This is a genomic window from Gordonia sp. NPDC127522, assembly GCF_042672305.1.
Lineage (GTDB): Bacteria > Actinomycetota > Actinomycetes > Mycobacteriales > Mycobacteriaceae > Gordonia > Gordonia hongkongensis.
On the sequence record NZ_JBHXVK010000002.1, the window covers coordinates 1 to 20,163 of the forward strand.

Genomic DNA, 20,163 nt, shown 5'->3' on the forward strand with positions numbered 1-20,163 from the left:
GATCCCCCCGACCGAGTTCGAAACGCTTCACTACGCTGGCCTCGGCCCCGAGGACCAGCCCATATTGGAGGCGGCACAGAACCTAGGGTGATTCAGACTCGCCGCCGCCACCGGCATCGCCCTCGGCGCCGCCGGCGCAGCCCACGCCGGCACCCTGCCGATCACCCGCCCCGGCGAACCCACCGTCGCCATGACCATCACCAACCACACCGACAAGCCCGAATACCTCCAAGGCGCCAACGCCGACGGCGGCCAATGGGTCAACGCACCCCACCACATCCTCTACCCCGGAGCCACCGAAACCATCACCGCCACCGCACCCTTCACCAACCACCTCGACGTCAACGCCATCTACCGCATCGGCGCCTTCGGCCCCACCGCCAACTACCAACTCACCAACCACCCCCACAACGTCAACACCGCCATGAGCAGCATCTGGGGACCCCACGCCCAGAACCACTGGATGAACAACCACATCGACACCGGATACCCCCAGGTCAACGTCGGCTTCGACCAGTGGTGAGGACAGTGGACCTGTGGTGAGGAGGAGGGAGGACCGAGATGGGTTCGGGGGGCGGGTCGCCTGTCCCCGAACCCCGCCACTTCCACCACATGTCGACGACGGGGCTTGCCGCAAGGCCCCGGTGGCCGTGCCAATCGCTCGACGACCCCAGACGCGGGAGGCATTCCGGCAGCGCGGTGAAGCAATTCTCTACGACTGACAGCGACGCCGGTCAGTCGGCCGGGTCAGAGCGTTGTCGCGATCCCTCCGTCGACCGGGATGACTGCACCGGTGAGGTAGCAGCCGGCACGGCTGGCGAGGTACACCACCGTCCCTATCACGTCGTCGGCTCGACCGATCCGCCCCAACGGCGCCGCCGCCGCGACCTCGTCCCCCAGTTCGGCCAGGATCGGGGCCATCATCTTGGATTCGAAAGGGCCTGGCGCAATGGCGTTCACGGTGACGTGACGCGGTCCGAGGTCCCGCGCGAGATGCCGCGTCAGCTGATGGACGGCCGCCTTGCTCGACGAGTAGGAGTACGACGCGGTGCGCGGCACCCGGATCCCGTCGACACTGCCGATCATGATCACCCGCGACGGATTCTCGGCAGTCGCAGAACCGGTCAGCAACGGCAACAGCGTCTGCGTGAGCACGAACGGCGTCTGGACGTTGAGCTTCAGGACCCGGTCCCACGCGGAGTCCGGGAACTCCTCGAGGGGCGCACCCCAGGTCGCGCCCGCGTTGTTCACCAGGACGTCGAGGGCGTCGGTCTCCGACGCCACCTGCTGCGCGAGGGTTCGTGCGCCCTCGGGCGTCGACAGGTTCGCCTGTAACGCAGTCAGTCCCGCGGCGCGTGCCTCGGCCAGCGCGTCGTCGTTGCGGCCGGTGATCAGCACCCTCGCCCCGCGTTCTTGCAGACCCTGGGCGATCATCGCCCCGATACCCGACGTGCCGCCGGTGACCAGCACGGTCTTACCACTCACATCGAACAGGTCAGCAGTCATCGTCGTCCTTCGGTGCTCGGTAGCCGGAACGGGCGGTCGTCGCCTCGCGTCGATTCTCGAGCAGCGGCCGGCCGTCTGGTGCCGATTCGTCAATCACCGGGGCAGACCGAATTCCCGCCGCCCGGGTCTGACGAGAACTCAGATCCAGCCCAGGTCGCGCGCTTTGATCGCGGCCTCGTACCGGTTCGACGCATTCAGTTTCGACACCGCCGACGACAGGTAGTTTCGCGTCGTGCCCGCGGTCAGGTGTGCCCGGCGGGCGATCTCCTCGACAGACGCACCGTCGAGAGCGAACTCGAGGACGTCGGCCTCACGGGCGGTCAGCGGCGAGTCACCGGTGCTGATGGCTTCGGTTGCGAGTTCCGGGTCGATGTAGCGTCCGCCGGAGTGCACGGTCGCGATCACCTGCGCCAGCGTGGCGGCCGGTGTGGTCTTCGGCAGGAAACCGCGTACGCCCGCGGTCAGGGCGCGCTTCAGATACCCCGGCCGCCCGTGACTGGTGACGATGAGTGTTCCGGCATCGGGGGTGAGTTCGAGGAGCTCGACGGCGGTGTCGATACCGTCCATGCCCGACATCTGCAGATCGATCACCGCAACCGCGGTCGGTTCGCCCGCGTCGCGCCGGGCACGCCAGAGCTCGACGAGTTGCTCACCCGAGTCGACATGGGCGACGACCTCGATGTCGTCTTCGAGGTCGAGCATGGTGGCCATCGCGGTCCGCACCAAGGTCTCGTCGTCGGCGAGCAGGACAGGAATCATGGTGTCTCCCAACGAACCTGTAGGGTGAACAGTCCCTCGGACCGGCTGGTGCGCAGGCTTGCACCGACCATGTCGAGACGTTCGGCAAGCCCCAGCAGCCCCGAGTGCGGGCCGTCTGCCGGCGAGTCCTGCACGGCCACACCGTCGTTGCGCAACGACATGCCCGCGGGGCCGAGGGTGAGCCAGGCCGACGACGCCGATGAGTGTTTGACGATGTTGGTCGTACCTTCGCGGACAACCCATGCGGCGACCTCATGGAACCGGTCGGGCACCTGCGCCGGATCGCCCTCGACCACGAGTTCGCATCCCGCTGCCGACAGCAGGGACCGTGTTCCCGCGACCTCGCCGACCAAGTCGATGTCGCGGTAGCCGCGGACCAGAGCTCGCATCTGTTCCATGGATTGCACGGCGAGCACCTTGATCTCGTCGATCTCCGCTTCTGCCTTGTCGGTCGACCGCGCTCGCAGCAGGGTCCCGGCCAGTTCGCTCTTGACCGCGATCGCCGAGAATCCCCGGCCGACGACGTCGTGCAGGTCACGAGAGAAACGTAATCTCTCCTCCGCCACCCGAAGCCGGGCTTCCACCACCTTGGCTCTCTCCAGATCGTCGATGACCTGCAGGCCCCAGCGAGTCAGCAGCGTCGTGACCATCAGGAGCGTACCCGTCGCAGCCACCACCCCGGTGATCCCCAGCACCCCACGTGGTGAACCCGCATAGGCGATCCCGGTGGCGACGGCGATCACGCCCAGAAGCCACCAGCGGTGCCGGAGGAAAGGCAGCACCGCCATGCCGGCGAGAAAGGCGGTGTACACGCCGACGGGCCGCGCGGTGTCGAGATCATTCTGTCCGGTGAGGACGCGGGCAAGGACCGCGTAGGCGGTCCAGACCCCGATCATCAGACCGACGGCGACGCCGAACAGCCACCGTTGTGCCCGCACCGGTGACCAGATCGCGAAATCCGGCTGGGACTCGAGTGCGAGCACGGCGGCGAATCCGGCGACCCACATCCCGACCATTCCCCACACGGCGGTCGCCGGGATACTCACCGCCACCGCGACACCGACGACGACCAACTGGAGCGTCAGCTGGGTGTAGAGCCGGTACCGCTGCGTTCCGGACTGCGCGCGCCACCAGTCTGTCGTCCGACTCAGCCGCGATCGTCCCACCGGAAGCTCCGCGCGGTCAGTGCGAGCGCCAGAACGGTCCATGCCACCAGTGTCGCAAGAGGCTGGCCGATGTCGCCGAACGTGCCCGCGAAGTCGGCGGCGGGGATCGACTCCGCCACGGTCGCGCCGCGTCCGACAGTCCCGAGCGAGATGAGATCGGAGATCGCGGCGAACGGGGTCCAGGCGGCGATCTCACCGAACCGTTCGGGCAGTACCCCGCGGATGGACGCGAGGCCGACCATCGCCACGACCATCACCGGGAGCGAGGTTATCTGCGCTGCTTCGGCGTTGCGCGTCACGGCGCTCGTCGCGAGTGCGAGCAGGGAGAACAACGCGACCCCGGCGATGAGGGCGATGGCGACGAGAACGGGGTTGACCGGCGCCGGGGCGCCGGCCCCGTAGATCACCGCCGCCACGATCACTGTGCCGATCGCCGTGAGGATCGCGCCGGGTACCGCCGGTGCGGCCATGATCTGCCAGTCCGCGGCCTCGCCGGTGCGCAAACGCTTCAGAACGCCCTCGCCCCGCCGCGTGGTGATCATCGACAGCACCGAGTAGTACTGCACGAAGAGCAGGGCGACCAGCGCAAACGTCTCGAGCGTCGTGAATGTCAGTTCGGGTGAGGTTCCCGACTGTTCGCGGGTGAGGAAGAAGGTGGCCAGCGGGACGCCGATCGGAAAGACGATCCCCATGACGACGAGCGTCTTGTTGCGGATGAACTGCCGGAACTCCGCGATCGACAGCGCAGTCAGCGGTCGACGCCTGCGCGTCGGGGCGGTCGGGAAGGTGTCTGCGGTGGTCATGCGGCTGCTCCGTTCGTGTGGGCGAGTTCGGCCGGGTCGTCGGTGCCCGCCGCGATGTCGAGGAAAACCGATTCCAGTGAGGCCGCCCGGGCTTCGAGTCCGGCCAGCGGCACTGCGTTGACACGTGCCCAGGTGAGCAATTCGTCGAGATGTCCCTGGAGGTCGCTGGTCAAGACCTGCACGCGCGTCGACGCATCGACCTGAGCGCCGCGGAACTCCGGCAGCACCAGTCCGGGATGGTCGAAGGCGATCCGGGCCGGATGCCGGTCGACGATCTCGCGTAGCGTTCCGCGCCGGGCGATCTCGCCCCGGTGCATGATCGCGATCCGGTCGGCGAGAGCTTCTGCCTCGTCGAGGTAGTGGGTGGTGAGAACCATTGTCACGCCGGACGTCTTGAGGTCGGCGAGCAGTTGCCAGGTGCTGCGGCGGCTCTCGGGGTCGAGGCCGGTCGTCGGCTCATCGAGAAACAGCAACCGGGGCCGGCCCAACAAGGCGCACGCGAGGTCGACCCGTCGCCGCTCGCCGCCGGACAGCGCGGCGACGCGGACGTCGGCCCGATCCGTGAGCCGGACCTTCGAGAGCACGTCGTCGACGGTCGTCGGGTGCGAGCACGTCCCGCGCCACATCTCGAGGGTCTCCGCGACGGTGAGATCGGCGGGGAGACCGCCGGATTGCAGCATCACACCGATCTGCGGCCGGACCTTCGCCCGTTCACGCCGCGGATCGAGTCCGAAGATCTCGACCTCGCCGGATGTCGGCGCGACGAGACCCTCCAGAAGGTCGAAGGTCGAGGTCTTACCCGCCCCGTTCGTACCGAGGAGGGCGAACACCTCCCCCTCCGCGACATCGAGATCGATGCCGCGGACAGCCTCGAATGCTGTTGCGCCACTGCCGTAGACGCGGCGCAGGCCGCGTGCACTGATGACGGTGTTCCTGATCGAATCGTTCATGCTCACACCTTCGCGCCGAAGTCGCGAGTTCGGTAGTGCTGTGCATCATCAGGTTTCGCGATGGATGTCATGGTCGGGCCATGACATCTGTCATGTCCGAGACATGCCGATCCGCATGGACATTCGCTGATCGGGTGCACTGTCGTCGACGCCGTTCGGCGGTGAGAGTGGAACACATGGGAAACGACACCTCGAACCTCCTCTTGCGTCCGCCCCGTCGGCGAGTTCTCGGCGCCGCCCTCGCACTGGCGTTGGCGGTCGGCGCGTGCTCCGCGCCCAGCTCCGGCGAGGGTGATCTGGACCGCTTCTACCAGCAAGAGCTCTCCTTCGGACCGTGCGACGACTACCCGTCGACCCAGACCGAAGCCGAGCTCTTCGCCACCGCACCCACGGCACAGTGCGCGCGGATGGATGTGCCACTGGACTACCGGGATCCCGACGGGCGCACCGCACGGATCGCCGTGATGCGGATCCCGGCGCGCGGTGAGTCCAAGGGCTCGCTCGTCCTCAACACCGGAGGCCCCGGGGCCGGCAGCACGGCGATGGCCGCGACGCTGGCAACCACCTGGGCCGATCGCGCGGCAACTGAACACTTCGACCTGGTCGGATTCGATCCGCGCGGGACCGGGGCGTCCGTCCCGGCCGTCGACTGTCTCACCGACGAGCAGCTCGACGCCGGTGAGCTACCCGGTGCGGTCCCGGCCGCCGAGGGGCAATGGACCGCGACGGACACCCGCGCTTCGGTCCAGCGCTGCGCGGACGGCTCCGGTGGTGTAGACGTGCTGTCCCGGTTCGGAACCCGGGATGTCGCCAGGGACATGGACGTGTTGCGTTCGGTGGTGGGCGATGACCGCTTGACCTACTTCGGCCAGAGCTATGGCACCCGCCTCGGAGCGGTGTACGCCGAGATGTTCCCCGACAATGTGCGGGCGATGCTCCTCGACGGTGGCATCGACCCGACCACCTCTTACGCCGACACGCGCACCCATACCTTCGCGAGCATGCAGCGGGCATTCGACACCATGGCGGCGGACTGTGTGACGCGCGCCGACTGCCCGCTGGGCACCGATCCGAGCCGAGCGACCGATGTGTTCTCCGGCCTGGTCCGCCCGCTGGTCCAACAGCCCGTACCCAGCGGAGAGGGGCGAACGTTGGACTTCAACGCTGCGGTCGGCGGCGTGGGTGCCGGCCTCTACGACCCGGCGGCGTGGCCCGCGATCCGGGCCGGCCTCACCGAGCTCGCCGACGGTCGCGGCAACCTCCTGCAGTTGCTCAGCGACTCGTTCGGCGGTCGCGACGAGAACGGACGCTGGAGCAACTTCACCGAAGCCAATCACGCGATCAACTGTGCCGATGAGAATCGCCTGTCCCCCGAGGACGCCCGCGCACTTCGTCAGCGGATCTGGGAGGCCGCACCGTTCATGAACCCGGGCACCGGCTACGACGGCGCCCGCGACGGTTGTGAGTACTGGCCGGGCGAACCGACTCTCGGCGTGCCCTACGCCACCGACGTGAGCGGCCTCCCCGAGACGCTGACGATCTCGATCACCGGTGACCCGAGCACCCCGTACGAGGGTGGCGTCGCGGTGGCAGACGCGCTCGGGGGTTCGCTGCTCACCGTCGAGGGCACCCAACACACTGTGGCGGCTGCCGGTACGAACGACTGCGTAAACACAACGGTGGACGCCTACCTGCTCGATCTGACGCCACCCGCGCCGGGTGCGCGATGCACCTTGTGACGGGTCGCCCCAACCGGGAAGGATCAGGGCCGATCCCGGTCGCACACTCATCACAGAAAAGGACCACCCGATGGACACCACACCGCTGATCGTCGAGGACCTGCTGCTGATGCTGCACGACGACGAGTCCGGCGCGATCGCAGGCGAGGGCACCCTGTTCTACACGCTGGGTGGGGCCGTCCTCGTCGAACTCGGACTCCGCGGGGCCGTGGAGATCGACGACGCCGGCGGCGGACTCACCGGCGCCCGCATCACGGCCGTGCCCGGACCCGAGCCGTCCGACCCGCTGCTCGCCCGCGCCTACAGGACGATCGCCCGGCGGCCGCGTGGCGTGCAGTCGCTGCTGCCCACGATCGGCGCCGATCTCCGCGGCACGGTCCTCGACCGGCTACAGGAACGCGGCCTCATCCGGGAGGAACGGCGAAAGCTGTTGAGACTGTTCCCGATCACCCGCCTACTCCCGGTCGACACCGGCTACGAGAAGGCGCTCCAGGGCCGTGTTCGTGCGGTACTCGTCGACGGCGCCGACCCCGACGCGCGGACTGCCGCGGTGGCCGCCCTGCTGTCGGCCAGTGGCGTGTTGTCGCACCTCCACCCGACGATCCGCTGGTCCGGCGAGGTGTACCGCCGCGGCAAGCAACTCGAGAAGGGGGACTGGGGCGCCGAGGCAGTGAACACGGCGGTCGTGCGGACGGCGGCAGCCATCGCGGCATCGTCCGTCGCGGTCACGGTGGCAGTGGTCGGCACGAACTGACGGGCGATCGCCGCAGCCTGGAAAAACCACCCCGGAGAATCGGACAGACGACGTAGAGCTCGCGCCGGGCCGCTGTCGGGCGGTTTCCAGCACAGGCGGCGCGAGCCGTCACCGATACCCGGCCGCGCGGAGAGCAGCCATCAGTTCCGACCGCGATCCGGCGTCGAGCCGGCGTCGGATCCGGGCGACGTGATGCTCGACGGTCTTCGCCGAGATGTACAGCCGCTCACCGATTTCCCGATAGGTGAAACCCTGCAGCAGTTCGTGGGCGACCTCGGCCTCGCGATCGGTGAGCGGCCCGCCGATCAGCGGAGTCAACCGCCGATCTTCGCCGGCCGAGCGAGCGGTGTCCAGGAGGCCGGCCGCGGTCGCGGGATCGTCGGCGCGCGACGCGGCCATACCCGCGAGTCGCGCTGCCTCCCAGTGCAATCCGATGCTCCGTAGCGCTTCGACGGCGGCGGTGACGGGTTCCGTCGATTCGCCGGCGTCGTTCAGCGCAACCCAGGCGCGCGCACCGGTCGTCAGCGACCCGGCGGTGCGGTTCTGCGCCGCCGCGAGGTCGAGACGAGTCAACCGGTGCGCCACAGCGGACTGGTCGCGCGTGATGGCAGCGGCTTGGACGCCCGCGAAGTCCCACGGCGCCGACCACGCCGGAGGGTCGCCCAGATCCGCGAGCAACCGGTCGGCTGCGTCCACATACCGCGCAATCGCAGGAATCTGGCCCAGTCGCGCTGCGGCGATCCAGAACTCGCCGAGCGAACGCAACAGGTAGAGGTCCACCTCGATGGCGGCGAGGAGCGACAGGCCGTCCTGCCACGCGGCCGACAGCGCGGACAGGTCACCGTGGCGCCGGGCCAACCCGAGCCGGATGGTCTGCACCCGAGAGTGTTCGGACATCCCCTGCGGTTGCGTCGTCGGGAGCAGACGCGCGACCGCTTCGAGATCGCCGACGGCGAGCGCGGCCTCGGCGTCGAGAATGGTCCGGGTCGGCTCCGCCGCCACCGTCCGGATCGATTGCGCGGCAACGGTGTCGCCGAGGTTCAACGCCACCGCGGCGGCCGCCTGCAGAATTCGGGCCGCAGACGGGTCTCGGGATGACGTCGCCCCTGCCGAGATCCCGCGGACCACGGCGTCGACCGCATCGCCGGGAGTCATCTCGGCCGTGTCGTCGAGGGTGGCGAGCAGCCCGCGGACCACCAGCGACCGTGTGGCCCGACTCGCCACCGGCGCGCGGCCACGATCGACCGCGCCGATGGCCGTGGCCGCCGCGCGGTCGCCGACCGCGAGCAGGGCAACTGCAGCCGACAACGACTGCGATGCAGAAAGATCAGATCTCGTCCAGCGATACAGGTCGGCGGCGTGCGAAGCGAGTCCGCGCCGCGCCGCGACTGCGGCGGCGAGCTCCACCCACTCCGCGACCCATTCGTCTGTGGGTGCGGCCGATTCCAGCCGACGGTCGGCCGCGGCACCCGCACCGTCGAGATCCCCCGACGCCAAGGCGCGCTGGGCCATCAGCAGCCGGACGTCATCACGCCCCGGCTCCGCCCGATCGGCGGCCTGCAGGAGGACCACCGCCCGCGCAGCGGTCGCGTCGACCGCGCCGGCCAGCAGCGCGTCGACGATCCGCGGGTCGTCGACACCGGCCTCGGCCGCGAGCAGGGCGGTGTCGGGGGTGAGGTCGGACGCCCGCAGTCCGACGACGACCGAGTTGCGTCGCAGTTCGTCGATCCGCCTGTCTCCCAGAATTTCTCGCAGTGGTTCGGCAGCGGCCGAGACGAAGACGTCCGCGCCGCGTAGCAGCCCGCACCCGCGAGCCCGGTCGACCGCCTCGAGCGCGGCGGCTGGGTCTGTGCCCGCCGCTTCGGCGACGCTGTCGGGGTCGAGGGGCGCCCGGACTGAGGCGAGGGCCAGCACCGCGAGCGTGAGCGGATCGAGCCCGCGCAGCAGCCGATGATGCCACTCGCGGGACACCCGATCGACGACGGCGATTTCGTCGGCACCCGGCTCGTCGATGACGCGCGCGGCGCTGCTCGAGTTGCTCCGGAGCGCCCGCAGCACGGTGTCGATGGGAGCTCGCGCACCGCCACAGCGTCGACGGATCAGCGACGCCGTTGTCGGCGCGAGGGTCAGCCCGGCGCGGGACGCGCGGGTCAGGACATCGGCGGTACCCAGCGCCTCGAGTTCGAGGACCGCTCCGAACGGTCGGGCGCGGTCGCGCAACCGGCGGACGTTCGGGTCCAGTTCCCGCGGTTCGATCGTGGCGATCAGCCCGATCGTTCCCGCGTCGAGCATGCCGAGCGCGGTCTCGAACATGGCCACCGGCCACAGATGCATGTCGTCGGCCAGCACGAACACGGGACCCGCGCCGTCCGCGGCGGGCAGCCCCACACTCGCCGGGAGGTCCCGTCGTCGGAGTTGTTCGTGCACCGCGTTCAGCAGTGCCGAGCGTCCGCTGCCGGGGGTGCCGACGGCCACGGCGCACAGCGGATGGCCCGAGTGCGCGCGATCGACGATGCCCGCCACCCACGACGAGGTGCGCGACGCGGCCGAGGACGGGTCCGGAAGGTCATCGATCGTGGACACGGATGTCGTCGGCGTCATCGAACGGTCCAGGGGTGACCGGGGAGTCAACGGATTCAGCAGTCGATGCCGACGACGCCGGTGACGCCGCACAGCACCCGGCCGGTGCCGTCGAGGACCCCGCCCGGGGTGATGCCGCCACCGCCGGTGTCCGGTTCCGGGTAGTCCGGCGCCGGTGCAGGCGCTGGAGCAGGGGCCGGAGCCGGCGCTGGTGCGGGCGCTGGAGCAGGCGCGGGCGACGGTGCAGGCGCCGGGCGGCCGGGGGTGCTTCCGGGCGCGGGGGCGCCGGCAGACGGGGCGCCGGCAGACGGGGCGCCGGCAGACGGGGCGCCGGCCGCGGTCCGTCGCGGCGCATCGGTTGCGGTGCCCGGAGCCCGGGTTCCCGTACCGGTCACCGGTGCCGCGGTGGTGCCGGGACGCGCACCGGTCGCGGTGGTGCCCGGGGCGCCACCGGGGTTCTGCGTCGAGGTGGCCGTGGTGGTCGCCGCTCCCGCGGGTGGGGGCGTCGCCTCGCCGACCGAGCCGACGAGTCCGGTACCGACGGAGAGTCCGGTTGCGGTGACGAGCGCCAGTGCGGCGGCGCCGACCGTGATGAGGGTGCCGCGCTTACGACGCGAGAACCGGGGAGCGGGCTCGGCGACCGGGGTGCTCGGAGCCGGGACGATCTCGCGGAGCGGCCGCTCCTCGGGCGCGGCCGAGACGAGGGCCGCGGTCGTGGCGGCGGCCGGAGCGATCGCCGACCGGCGCGCGGCGAGCGTCGTGCCGGCCATCAGCGCTCCGCCGGCTGCCGAGGCGGACGCGGGATCGGGGTCTCCGACGACCGGTAGACGCAGGGTCGAGGACAGCATCTCGGTGACGAGCGGGATAGCCGCACCGCCGCCACCGAGCAGGACCGCGGTCACCCCGGCCGGCTTCATCCCGGGGGCCGCGTGCGCGCCCGACGAGTCGTGGCCGACGGCGGACGCGGAGACCGCTTCACGGACCAGCGCAACCGCCTCCATGACCGGTGCGCGCAGCAGGTCCTCGATGTCGTCACGGACCAGCCGCGCCTCGGTACTCAGCTGCCCGATCCGCACGTCGACGACGGTGTCGGTGTCCACCGACAGGGACTCCTTGGCCCGGCGGCACTCTTCCCGCAGCCGGTTCACGTCGTCGAGGATGGCGCCGCTCCGGGCCGGGTCGGCCAGACCCGCGTCCACCTCGGCGTCGGCGCCGGTCACCCGCAGGGTGTGCGCCAGCAGCAAACGGTCGAACTCGTTGCCGCTCACGGTGTCCAGATGCAGCGGACGGCCGACCGAGACCGGATCGGAGCCGGTGGTCAGGACGGAGACGGTGAGCCCCGTGGCGCCGAGGTCGCAGACGACGACCGCGCCGTCACCGAAGGCGCCCTCGGCGTGTTCGGCTGCGGCCAGGGTCGCCCGTGACTCGGGAACCCAGGTGATCGCGTCCGCCGGCACCGAGTCGGGGTGGGCGGCAAATGCCGCCCGGGCCTCGTCGACTGCCTGATCGGACCAGTTGTCGGGGTGCACGACGGTCAGGTGCACGTCGTCGGACGGTGTCGAGTCGACGCTGTTCGTGCCGACGTCGAGCCGGGCGACCAGCGCCGTGACCGCGTCGGCGTAGAGGTCGGCGGCCGCGATCGTGCGGCCGTGGTCGTCGAGCATCGGGACCGGGTCGCCGACCCGTCCGAGGAAGTCGTCGGCATCCACCAGAGCGGACGTCTCGACCGAGACCGCGCCCTCCCAGGACTGTTCCGAGGCGGCTACCGCCACGCTGTTCGCGGACCCGATCTTCACACCGATCCCGATGGCCATGACGCTCACTCCTGTTCGCACCTGCAGACGGTGGGCGGTGACGGTGCCGCGTCGTGCGGGCAATCCGTCGATGTCTTGTGCCCCGGCCCCGGCGGTGCACTTCACCCAGTGTGTCGCGGACCGACCCCCTGGTGTTAGCCCTGGCCGGGGATTAGGGGGAAAGTCCCGACCCCCTATGCCGGCGGCGCCCGGACCCCGTCCCCCGGTCGAAATCCCCCTGGGGGATGACCCACCCCCCGGTTGTCGGCAGGACTGGGGATTCACCCCGATGTCGTCGGGCCCCGAAGTCCATACGGTCGAACTCGACACGGGATCGAACTGCGATCTCCCCGACGCAAGGAACGACGCCATGGCGACCAACGCGGTACTCGACTTCATCCTCGGTCTGCTTCGCGACGAGGAATCCTTCAACGCCTACTGCGGCAATCCCCAGGCCGCGATCGATCGCGCCGGACTCACCGGCGTCACCCCCGCCGACATCTCCGCTGCCGCCCCGCTGGTCGCCGGAGGCGGTCTGGCCGCAGGCGGCGGCCTCGGTGCGATCATCGGTGCCGGCGGCGGCGCGGTCGGTGGCGGCGTGATCGGCGGCGGCGCGGTCGGTGGCGGCGTGATCGGCGGCGGTGGCGTCGGAGTCGGCCTCGGCGGCCTGGAATTCGGCGACATCAACGTCGGCGGCGGAGACGTGAACCTCGGTGACGTGAACCTCGGCGGCATCGGTGGGCTCGAACTGGGCGACATCGACCTCGGTGGACTCGATCTGGGTGGAATCGACTTGGGCGACATCGACTTCGGCGGTCTCCTCGGCGGCATCGGGCTGGGCGGCATCGACCTCTCGGGCCTGTCCCTGGCCGATCTCGACCTCGGCGGTATCGCATTCGGTGATCTCGACCTCGCCGGCCAGCTGGCCGTCGCCTTGGGCGCGGCGCTGTCCGCGGGCCTGGGCGCCGGCGGCGCCATCGCCGCGCAGTTCGGTGCCGCGCTGGGAGCCGCGCTCGAGACGGTCGTCGACGGTGGCCTCGAGCTCGCTGCGGGCATCGGACCGGTCATCGCCGGGACGCTGGCCGGCGCGATCGGCGCCGAGGGCGCCCTGGTCGCCCAGCTCGGGGCTTCGCTCGACGCACTCCTCGCCGCAGGCGCCGACCTCGGGCTCGGACTCGGGGGCGGTCTCGCTGCGCAGCTGTCCGCCGCGCTCGAACTGGGTGGCGAACTCGCCGGCTCGTTCGGCGCGACGCTGGGCGGTCTGCTCGGCGCCACGGTCGGCGCGGGCGGCGCACTCGGCGCCGACCTCGCGGCCGCGCTCGGTGCCGGTCTCGGTGCGGGCGGCGCACTCTCGGCGGTACTCACCGGCGCGCTCGGCCTCGGCGCCGAACTGTCCGGCGATCTGACCGCCGCCCTGACCTCCACTCTCGATGTCGCGGGTGACCTCTCGGCAACGCTGTCGGGTCTGCTCGACGCGCAGGCCATCGCCGACCTGTCCGGCGAACTCGGCGCCACCCTCAGCGGCGCACTCAGCTCGACCCTGGCCGCGGGCGGCACCGCCGCCGCCTCCGTCGGCACCGCACTCGGCGTGGCCCTGACATCGACGGCCGCGGCGACCGGCGGACTGGTCCTGACCGGCGCGGCCGGCGCGAACGCCGTCCTCGGTGGCGCCCTGACCGCCGTCCTCGGTGTCGGCGGCGGCGCTCAGGCCGGACTCGCCGCGGCGCTCGAATCCGTCCTCGAAGCCGGCGGGATCGTCGACGTCGAGGCCCTGATCGAAGCCGGCGGCGATCTCAGCACGACTCTCGCCGGCGCTCTGGCCGCCGGCCTCGAAGTCGGTGGCGAGGCCGCCGCCGGTCTCGGTGCGGCACTGGGTGGCACCCTGGCCGCAGCCCTCGAAGGTGGGCTGGCCGCAGATCTGACTGCCGGACTCGGCGGCGCCCTCGAAACCGGTCTCGGTCTCGGCGGGGCGCTCGAAACCGGCGTCGGCGGCGCTCTCGAAGCGGGACTGGGACTCGGTGCCGGACTGGGCGCGGGTCTCGGTGGCGCGGTCGAGGGCGCTCTCGGCGGCGGTCTCGGGGTCGTGGGCGGCCTCGGCACCGAACTCGGAGCCGCGCTCAACGGACTGTTGTCGGCCGGCGCCGGCCTCGACACCGCGCTGAGCACCGTGCTCACCGGCGTCCTCGGTGCCGCCGCGGGCGCCGACCTGGGGGCCGCGCTGGGTGGCGCCCTCGAACTGGGCGGCGTCCTCGGCGCCGACCTCACGGGTCTGCTCGAGGGCGGACTGGCCACCGACCTGGCCGCGCAACTCGGCGCGATCGTCGGTGGCGGCGGTGAGCTCGCGGGCGAACTCGGCGCCACCCTGGGCGGGGTGCTGGGCGCGGCCGCGGGCGTCGAGGGCATCCTCGACGCCGCCGCCGGTGCCGGCCTGAACGTCGGCGAACTGCTGGCCGCGGACCTCGGCGGTGCACTCGGCGTCGACGGCGCCCTCATCACACAGCTGGGCGGGGCGCTGGACGCCGCACTCGACGCCGGCGCGGGACTGGGCCTGGTGACCGAGACCGCCGCCGACCTCGGCGGAACCCTCGAGGCCGTGCTCGCTGCGGGCGGGGATGTGGGTGCCGACCTCGGCGCGTCCCTCGGCGCCGTCCTCGGGACCGCGCTGAGCGGTGAGCTGGGTGGTTCGCTGGCCGGCCAGCTGGCCGGCGGGGCCGAACTCCCGGCAGCCCTCAGCACCGTTCTCAGCTCCGCACTCGACGTGGATCTGTCGGCCACCGACGGTCTCGTCGCCACCCTGGACTCGACCCTGGAGGCGACGGGTGGCCTGGGCGGGGCGCTGACCGGCGAACTCGAGGCGATCGTCAACCCGAGCCTCATCCTCTCCCCCGAGGGCACCATCACCGTGGGTGGACCGCTCCTGGTCACCGAAACCCTCGGCGGCACAGTGGTCGACAGCCTCACCGGCAACCTGGGCGCGGGCACACTGGCCGGCCTGGGCACCGTCGCCGAGACCGGCACGGACCTGGTCGCCGGGCTGGACAGCACCCTGCGGGGCGGGCTCGAGGGGACCCTCGAGACCGGACTCGCCGGCCTGGGCGGCGGGCTCGGCGAGGCCGATCTGGGAGCCACTGCCGGTGCGGTTCTCGACGGTGGTCTCGGCGCCGGCGGGGACCTCGGCGGAGACCTCGGCCTCGGTGGCGACCTCGGCCTGGGCGGTGCGCTCGACACCGAGCTGCCCGCAGAGGTCACCTCCGAACTGACCACCGCGATCTCCGGCACGGTCGGCGGTGCGGTTGACGCAGCCGGCGAGACCGCGGGCTCACTCGAGACCGGCATCGGCGGCACCCTCGACACGGCCACCGACATCGTCGGTGGGGTGACCGGTGGTCTGACCGGCGGCGCAGTGGTCGGTGGTGGCGTGGACGCCGGCGGCGGTGCCGGCGCGGACGGCGGCCTGGACCTGGGCGGCGTGACCGACACCGGTGCCGAACTCGGCGGCGCGGTCGACACCACCGTCGGCGGCGCGGTCGACTCGACCGTCGGAGGCGTGGCCGACACGACCGCCGACCTCACCGGCGGATTGACCGGCGGTCTCACCGGAGGCCTGACCGGTGGCCTCGGTGGCGACACGGACACCGGGATCGGCGTCAACACCCCGGACGCCGGACCCGACGCCGACTGACCCGGTCACGTCGGCAACCCGCCCCGGGACCGTCTCACGCTCCAGCAACCCTGGGCGTGGGCCGGCCCGGGGCGGTCCTCGTCCGGCCCCGCCTTCGCCCGGCGCGCTCGCACGCACCGTCCGAACGGGTGCGGAGCCCCGCCGATGCGGACCGGACGGGCCGACTCACCGCTACCGTGAGGACACCATGACCACTCCACCCGCCGAACCACCTCGCGTCGGCCGGCACGCCGCCGATCGGGACGCACCTGACCCCGCCCCCACGTGGAAGGCAGCAGCCCCGACCGCGCCGGCACACGCCGCTGCCCCGCCCCGGCCACCCGCGCCCGCGACCACGGCCGCAGCCCCGGCGACCCCGGCAGTGACGATCCCCGCACGGACGCAGGCGCCGAGCACCATCGGCGACCTGCTGACCACGATGTCCGAGGTGGCCCGGGAGGCGGGCCGCAACGATCTCGTGAGCCGGCTCGACGGAGCGCGCACCCGGATCACCGATCCCCGGCTCCGGATCGTCGTGGTGGGACAGCTCAAGCAGGGCAAGAGTTCGTTCGTCAACGCTCTGCTCAACCTCGACGTGTGCTCGGTCGGCGACGACGAGACGACCGCGGTGCCGACCGTGATCTCCCACGCCGAGCAACCGTCGGCCCATCTGGTCGTCGACGGCCCGGCCGCCGACAACCGCATCCCGGTGCCGATGGACGCCATCGCCGGCATCACCCCCGACTCCCCGCTCGCCGGTGGCCGCGAGGTGCTCCGGCTCGAGATCGAGGCACCCGGCCCGTTGCTCGCCGACGGCCTCGTCCTCGTCGACACCCCCGGCGTCGGCGGCCACGGACACCCTTATGCCGCAGCGACTCTGGGCATGGTCGCGGCAGCCGACGCGGTACTCGTCGTGTCGGATGCCAGCCAGGAGTTCACCGCGCCGGAGATGTCCTTCCTCCAGCAGGTCGCCGGACTGTGCCCGACCATCGCGTGCCTCATCACGAAGACCGACCTGTACCCGCACTGGCGCGCCATCGTCGACGCCGACCGCACTCATCTGCAGACCGCGGACCTCGACATCCCGCTGTTGCCCGTCTCCTCGGTGCTGCGAACCCACGCGCTGCGGCTCGGCGACGAGAAACTCAACGCGGAGGCCGGGTTCCTCGATCTGTACCGGTACCTGCGCGAGCGCGTGGTGTCCACCGCACGGCAGGCGACCCGCACGACCGTTGCCACCGATCTGCGGGTCGTCAGCGAACACCTCGCGCTCACCCTGAGCAGCGAACTCGCCGCCCTGCGCGATCCGGAGACCGCCGGCCGCGCCGTCGGCGCACTCCGGGAGGCCAAGTCCGACGCGGAGGCCATGCGGCGTCAGTCCGCTCAGTGGCAGCAGACGCTGGCCGACGGCATCGCCGACCTCGCCGCCGACATCGACCACGACCTGCGGGACCGTCTCCGCGCGGTGACCCGGGAAGCCGAACGCGCCATCGACGAGGGCGATCCGGGGGTCGACTGGGAACAGCTGAGCGAGTGGCTGGCCGATCAGACCGCCGCCGTCGTCGGCGACAACTTCGTCTGGGCACATGAGCGATCGGTGTGGCTCGCCGAGCGGGTGGCCGACCACTTCGCGGCGGCCGGCCAGAACTCGCTGCCCGACATCGACGTCGCCGATCTGACCGGTGTGCTCGATTCCGTGGCCGAGCTCGCCGAACTCGACAGCGGCAGAGTCGGTCTCGCCCAGAAGCTGTTGATCGGCATGCGCGGTTCCTACGGCGGTGTGCTGATGTTCGGACTCATCTCGACGATGGTCGGCATGGCGCTCATCAACCCGGTGTCCGTGGGCGCCGGACTGCTCCTGGGCACCAAGGCGTACCGGGATGACAAGGCGGCGAAGGTCCTCGAACGCCGCGCCAAGGCGAAGGTCGCGGTGCGCGCGTTCACCGACGACGTCAGCTTCCAGGTCGGCAAGGAGTCCCGCGATCGGTTGCGGGTCATCCAGCGAGTCCTCCGCGATCACTTCACCTCGGTCGCCGAACAGACCGCACGCTCGATCTCGGAATCCCTCAGTGCCGCACAGTCTGCCGCGACCCTCGCCGATTCGGAGCGATCCGGACGCGTCGCCGAACTCGAGTCCCGGCTCACCGCGGTCGCCGCGCTGCGCAAGGCCGCCGATCATCTCGACCCGGACGAGCCCGCTGCGGAGCTTCCGCGCCGATGACCGACATCGCCCGCGTCCGAGGCTTTCTCGACGCCACCCGCACCGCCCTCGCCGACGACCCGCACGCACAGGCCGAGCTCGACGTGTGCGCCCACCGGTTGTACCAACCGGTGCGGGTCGCCCTGGCCGGTTCGCTCAAAGCTGGCAAGTCGACGCTGCTGAACGCCCTTGTGGGACAGGACATCGCCCCCACCGATGCCACCGAGTGCACGCGGGTCGTCACCTGGTACCGCAACGGCCGGTCGCCGTCGGTCACCGCACACGTCGACGACGGTCGCGCGGTGGGCATCCCGGTCACCCGCGTCGACGGTCGACTGGGCTTCGATTTCGGGCGGCTCACCGCCGATCGCGTCGACCGTCTGGACGTCGAATGGCCCGCGCGTGCCCTGCAGTCGACGACCATCGTCGACACCCCGGGCACGGCGTCGTTGTCGACGGAGTTGTCCGCGTCGACCATCCGGCTCCTCACCCCCGACGACGGCCAGTCCGGCGTCGACGCCGTCGTCTACCTGTTGCGTTCGCTGACCGCCACCGACACGACGATGCTGCGCCGCATCGGGTCGGCCATCGGCGGATCGTCGGGCCCGCTGGGTGTCATCGGTGTCGTCTCCCGCGCGGACGAGCTCGGCGCCGGCCGGATGGATGCGATGATCTCCGCGCACCAGATCGCCGGACGGTTCGCCGGCGAGCTCGAACGCACGGGCCTGTGCCAGGCGGTCGTGCCGGTGGCGGGACTGCTGGCACTGGCCGCCCGCACCATGCGGGAGGTCGAGTTCCGCGCGCTGGCACAGCTGGCCGCGACCCCGGCACCCGACCTCGAGGCGGCCTTGCTGACGATGGACCGGTTCTCCCGGCCGGACATCCTGCCCGACATACCCGCCGAGCTCCGGCGCTCGCTGGCCGAACGCTTCGGCGCCTTCGGCATCCGAATGGCGGTCACGCTCATCCGGTTCGGTGCCGGCTCGTCGTCGGCGCTGGCCGCCGACCTCGTCGAGCGCAGCGGGCTCTCGGAGTTGAGCGCCATCATCGACACCCAGTTCGGGCAGCGCGCGGACCAGCTCAAGTCGCACTCCGCGCTGGTGACGATGGATCACCTCCTGGCCGCGTCATCGTCGGCCGGGGCGCGCGACGTCCGGGCCGCGGTTCGCCGGGAACTCGCAGACGTCCACGGTTTCCGAGAGCTGCGTCTGCTAGCCACCCTCCGGGCCGGGGGCGTTGACCTCCCCGCTGACCAGACGGCCGAGATCACCCGACTCATCGGCGGGTCGGGCATCGATCCCGCGGCCCGCCTCGGACTGCCCGCGACCGCCGACGTGTACACACTGCGGGACGCGGCGATCGACGCCGCGCGGACCTGGCGGGCACGTGCCGGGCATCCGCTCCTCGCGCCGGCCTCGGCGTCGGCGTGTCAGGTCGCGGTGCGTAGTGCCGAGGGCATCGTCGCCCAACTCGGTGAGGCAGTCCGGAGCGGCGGCCAGGGTTTCAGCGCAGGGATGCCGTGACCGACCGCGTGTAGGACGCTCCAGTGGCGACGACCGCGACGAGGGCGGCCACCGCCGGAATCCACTGGGCGACAATCGGAAGTCCGGCGTCGGCGAGTGCGGTCCCGGACGGGCTGACGGTGAGGTGGAAGGCCACGGCGCCGGCCACGGCGACGACGGCGCCGGCCGTCAGGATGCTCCGGCCGGACCGTCGACTGGCCCAGAGTCGCGCGGACCCGTACAACCCGAGGAGCACGACGACCAGCGCGATCGCCCCGCCCACCATCAACGAGATGTCCACGGCGCGTGCGGCATCGGTCCCGCTGCCCGGATTGGTCCGGACGAGATCGGCGGCCAGGACGGAACGAATGTCGTTCAGTGACAACAGTGTCAGACCGACGATCACCGCGACGAGGGCCACCGACACCAACCAACCGAGGATCACGTACCGAGTGACCGGAGAGCGTCCGACCGGCCGCTGCGGGCGCAGCGGCGTGACGGCGACGCGCGGGCGGGGCGGCGGAGAGCCGTCGGCGTTCGACATCCCTCGATGATAATTGCCTGCGCGTTCCGCCACCCCGAACCGGCGCAACCCCGGATCATCGTTCTCGAAGCCACCCGTTGACCACCACCGCATGTCCCCCGATCGGTGGAGGCGCCGTTCACCCCACCCATCACCCGGTCAGCGGAATCCCTTCACGCCCCATCCCGAGCAGAGTCAGTGGTGTCACCAACACAACCCCCACACCA

Annotated in this window: 14 protein-coding genes; 6 read left to right on the forward strand and 8 right to left on the reverse strand. The window is 71.3% G+C overall.

From position 1 onward, the window contains the following. The first annotated feature begins 115 nt into the window (after nucleotides 1-115). Nucleotides 116-523, forward strand: a complete 408-nt coding sequence (locus ACFVHY_RS04330) for a hypothetical protein (RefSeq protein ID WP_390270305.1) — start codon at nucleotides 116-118, stop codon at nucleotides 521-523. 224 nt (nucleotides 524-747) lie between these two features. Here the strand turns inward: ACFVHY_RS04330 and ACFVHY_RS04335 are convergent, their stop codons facing one another. The 5 genes from ACFVHY_RS04335 to ACFVHY_RS04355 all read right to left on the reverse strand — a co-directional run bounded on the left by ACFVHY_RS04335 (nucleotide 748) and on the right by ACFVHY_RS04355 (nucleotide 5,184). Continuing rightward, on the reverse strand, nucleotides 748-1,506 hold the full coding sequence (locus ACFVHY_RS04335) for an SDR family oxidoreductase (RefSeq protein ID WP_390268856.1): 759 nt from the start codon (nucleotides 1,504-1,506) through the stop codon (nucleotides 748-750). A 138-nt stretch (nucleotides 1,507-1,644) separates the two neighbouring features. Further along, nucleotides 1,645-2,265: a DNA-binding response regulator gene (locus ACFVHY_RS04340; protein ID WP_390268859.1), complete on the reverse strand. Its 621-nt coding sequence runs from the start codon at nucleotides 2,263-2,265 to the stop codon at nucleotides 1,645-1,647. Then, complete coding sequence (locus ACFVHY_RS04345; RefSeq protein WP_390268862.1) at nucleotides 2,262-3,431, reverse strand: sensor histidine kinase; 1,170 nt, start codon at nucleotides 3,429-3,431, stop codon at nucleotides 2,262-2,264. The genes ACFVHY_RS04340 and ACFVHY_RS04345 overlap by 4 nt, the downstream gene beginning before the upstream one ends. Further along, complete coding sequence (locus tag ACFVHY_RS04350; RefSeq protein WP_390268865.1) at nucleotides 3,413-4,234, reverse strand: ABC transporter permease; 822 nt, start codon at nucleotides 4,232-4,234, stop codon at nucleotides 3,413-3,415. The genes ACFVHY_RS04345 and ACFVHY_RS04350 overlap by 19 nt, the downstream gene beginning before the upstream one ends. Beyond that, on the reverse strand, nucleotides 4,231-5,184 hold the full coding sequence (locus ACFVHY_RS04355) for an ABC transporter ATP-binding protein (protein WP_390268868.1): 954 nt from the start codon (nucleotides 5,182-5,184) through the stop codon (nucleotides 4,231-4,233). The genes ACFVHY_RS04350 and ACFVHY_RS04355 overlap by 4 nt, the downstream gene beginning before the upstream one ends. A 176-nt stretch (nucleotides 5,185-5,360) precedes the next feature. Here ACFVHY_RS04355 and ACFVHY_RS04360 point away from each other — a divergent pair, with 176 nt between their 5' ends. Then, a complete protein-coding gene (locus ACFVHY_RS04360) occupies nucleotides 5,361-6,923 on the forward strand; it encodes an alpha/beta hydrolase (RefSeq protein WP_390268871.1) in 1,563 nt (520 codons plus the stop codon). Nucleotides 6,924-6,993: 70 nt separating this feature from the next. Continuing rightward, complete coding sequence (locus tag ACFVHY_RS04365) at nucleotides 6,994-7,677, forward strand: GPP34 family phosphoprotein (protein ID WP_390268874.1); 684 nt, start codon at nucleotides 6,994-6,996, stop codon at nucleotides 7,675-7,677. Between the two features lie 108 nt (nucleotides 7,678-7,785). On the opposite strand, the gene ACFVHY_RS04370 is transcribed toward ACFVHY_RS04365, so the two are convergent. Both ACFVHY_RS04370 and ACFVHY_RS04375 read right to left on the reverse strand, forming a co-directional pair. After that, nucleotides 7,786-10,278 carry a LuxR C-terminal-related transcriptional regulator gene (locus tag ACFVHY_RS04370; RefSeq protein WP_390268877.1) on the reverse strand — a complete coding sequence of 831 codons (2,493 nt, stop codon included), beginning with the start codon at nucleotides 10,276-10,278 and terminating at the stop codon, nucleotides 7,786-7,788. Nucleotides 10,279-10,313: 35 nt separating this feature from the next. Next, nucleotides 10,314-12,071 (reverse strand): Hsp70 family protein, encoded by a 1,758-nt coding sequence (locus ACFVHY_RS04375; protein ID WP_390268880.1) that lies wholly within the window; start codon nucleotides 12,069-12,071, stop codon nucleotides 10,314-10,316. A gap of 349 nt (nucleotides 12,072-12,420) precedes the next feature. On the opposite strand from ACFVHY_RS04375, the gene ACFVHY_RS04380 reads away from it, so the two are divergent. The 3 genes from ACFVHY_RS04380 (at nucleotide 12,421) to ACFVHY_RS04390 (ending at nucleotide 19,434) form a co-directional block, all read left to right on the forward strand. Continuing rightward, on the forward strand, nucleotides 12,421-15,732 hold the full coding sequence (locus ACFVHY_RS04380; RefSeq protein WP_390268882.1) for an IniB N-terminal domain-containing protein: 3,312 nt from the start codon (nucleotides 12,421-12,423) through the stop codon (nucleotides 15,730-15,732). Between the two features lie 187 nt (nucleotides 15,733-15,919). After that, entirely contained in the window at nucleotides 15,920-17,932 is a 2,013-nt protein-coding gene (locus ACFVHY_RS04385) for a dynamin family protein (RefSeq protein ID WP_390268886.1), read from the forward strand. Continuing rightward, complete coding sequence (locus ACFVHY_RS04390) at nucleotides 17,929-19,434, forward strand: dynamin family protein (RefSeq protein ID WP_390268889.1); 1,506 nt, start codon at nucleotides 17,929-17,931, stop codon at nucleotides 19,432-19,434. The genes ACFVHY_RS04385 and ACFVHY_RS04390 overlap by 4 nt, the downstream gene beginning before the upstream one ends. Here ACFVHY_RS04390 and ACFVHY_RS04395 read toward each other — a convergent pair. Next, nucleotides 19,415-19,957, reverse strand: a complete 543-nt coding sequence (locus tag ACFVHY_RS04395; protein WP_390268892.1) for a hypothetical protein — start codon at nucleotides 19,955-19,957, stop codon at nucleotides 19,415-19,417. The genes ACFVHY_RS04390 and ACFVHY_RS04395 overlap by 20 nt on opposite strands. Nucleotides 19,958-20,163 lie beyond the last annotated feature (206 nt).

What these genes read in the sequence shown, in the direction of transcription:
- ACFVHY_RS04395 (WP_390268892.1), bottom strand. Translation starts at nt 19,957, where the DNA reads ATGTCGAACGCCGACGGCTCTCCGCCGCCCCGCCCGCGCGTCGCCGTC.
- ACFVHY_RS04375 (WP_390268880.1), bottom strand. Translation starts at nt 12,071, where the DNA reads ATGGCCATCGGGATCGGTGTGAAGATCGGGTCCGCGAACAGCGTGGCG.
- ACFVHY_RS04355 (WP_390268868.1), bottom strand. Translation starts at nt 5,184, where the DNA reads ATGAACGATTCGATCAGGAACACCGTCATCAGTGCACGCGGCCTGCGC.
- ACFVHY_RS04340 (WP_390268859.1), bottom strand. Translation starts at nt 2,265, where the DNA reads ATGATTCCTGTCCTGCTCGCCGACGACGAGACCTTGGTGCGGACCGCG.
- ACFVHY_RS04385 (WP_390268886.1), top strand. Translation starts at nt 15,920, where the DNA reads ATGACCACTCCACCCGCCGAACCACCTCGCGTCGGCCGGCACGCCGCC.
- ACFVHY_RS04335 (WP_390268856.1), bottom strand. Translation starts at nt 1,506, where the DNA reads ATGACTGCTGACCTGTTCGATGTGAGTGGTAAGACCGTGCTGGTCACC.
- ACFVHY_RS04380 (WP_390268882.1), top strand. Translation starts at nt 12,421, where the DNA reads ATGGCGACCAACGCGGTACTCGACTTCATCCTCGGTCTGCTTCGCGAC.
- ACFVHY_RS04350 (WP_390268865.1), bottom strand. Translation starts at nt 4,234, where the DNA reads ATGACCACCGCAGACACCTTCCCGACCGCCCCGACGCGCAGGCGTCGA.
- ACFVHY_RS04365 (WP_390268874.1), top strand. Translation starts at nt 6,994, where the DNA reads ATGGACACCACACCGCTGATCGTCGAGGACCTGCTGCTGATGCTGCAC.
- ACFVHY_RS04390 (WP_390268889.1), top strand. Translation starts at nt 17,929, where the DNA reads ATGACCGACATCGCCCGCGTCCGAGGCTTTCTCGACGCCACCCGCACC.
- ACFVHY_RS04370 (WP_390268877.1), bottom strand. Translation starts at nt 10,278, where the DNA reads ATGACGCCGACGACATCCGTGTCCACGATCGATGACCTTCCGGACCCG.
- ACFVHY_RS04360 (WP_390268871.1), top strand. Translation starts at nt 5,361, where the DNA reads ATGGGAAACGACACCTCGAACCTCCTCTTGCGTCCGCCCCGTCGGCGA.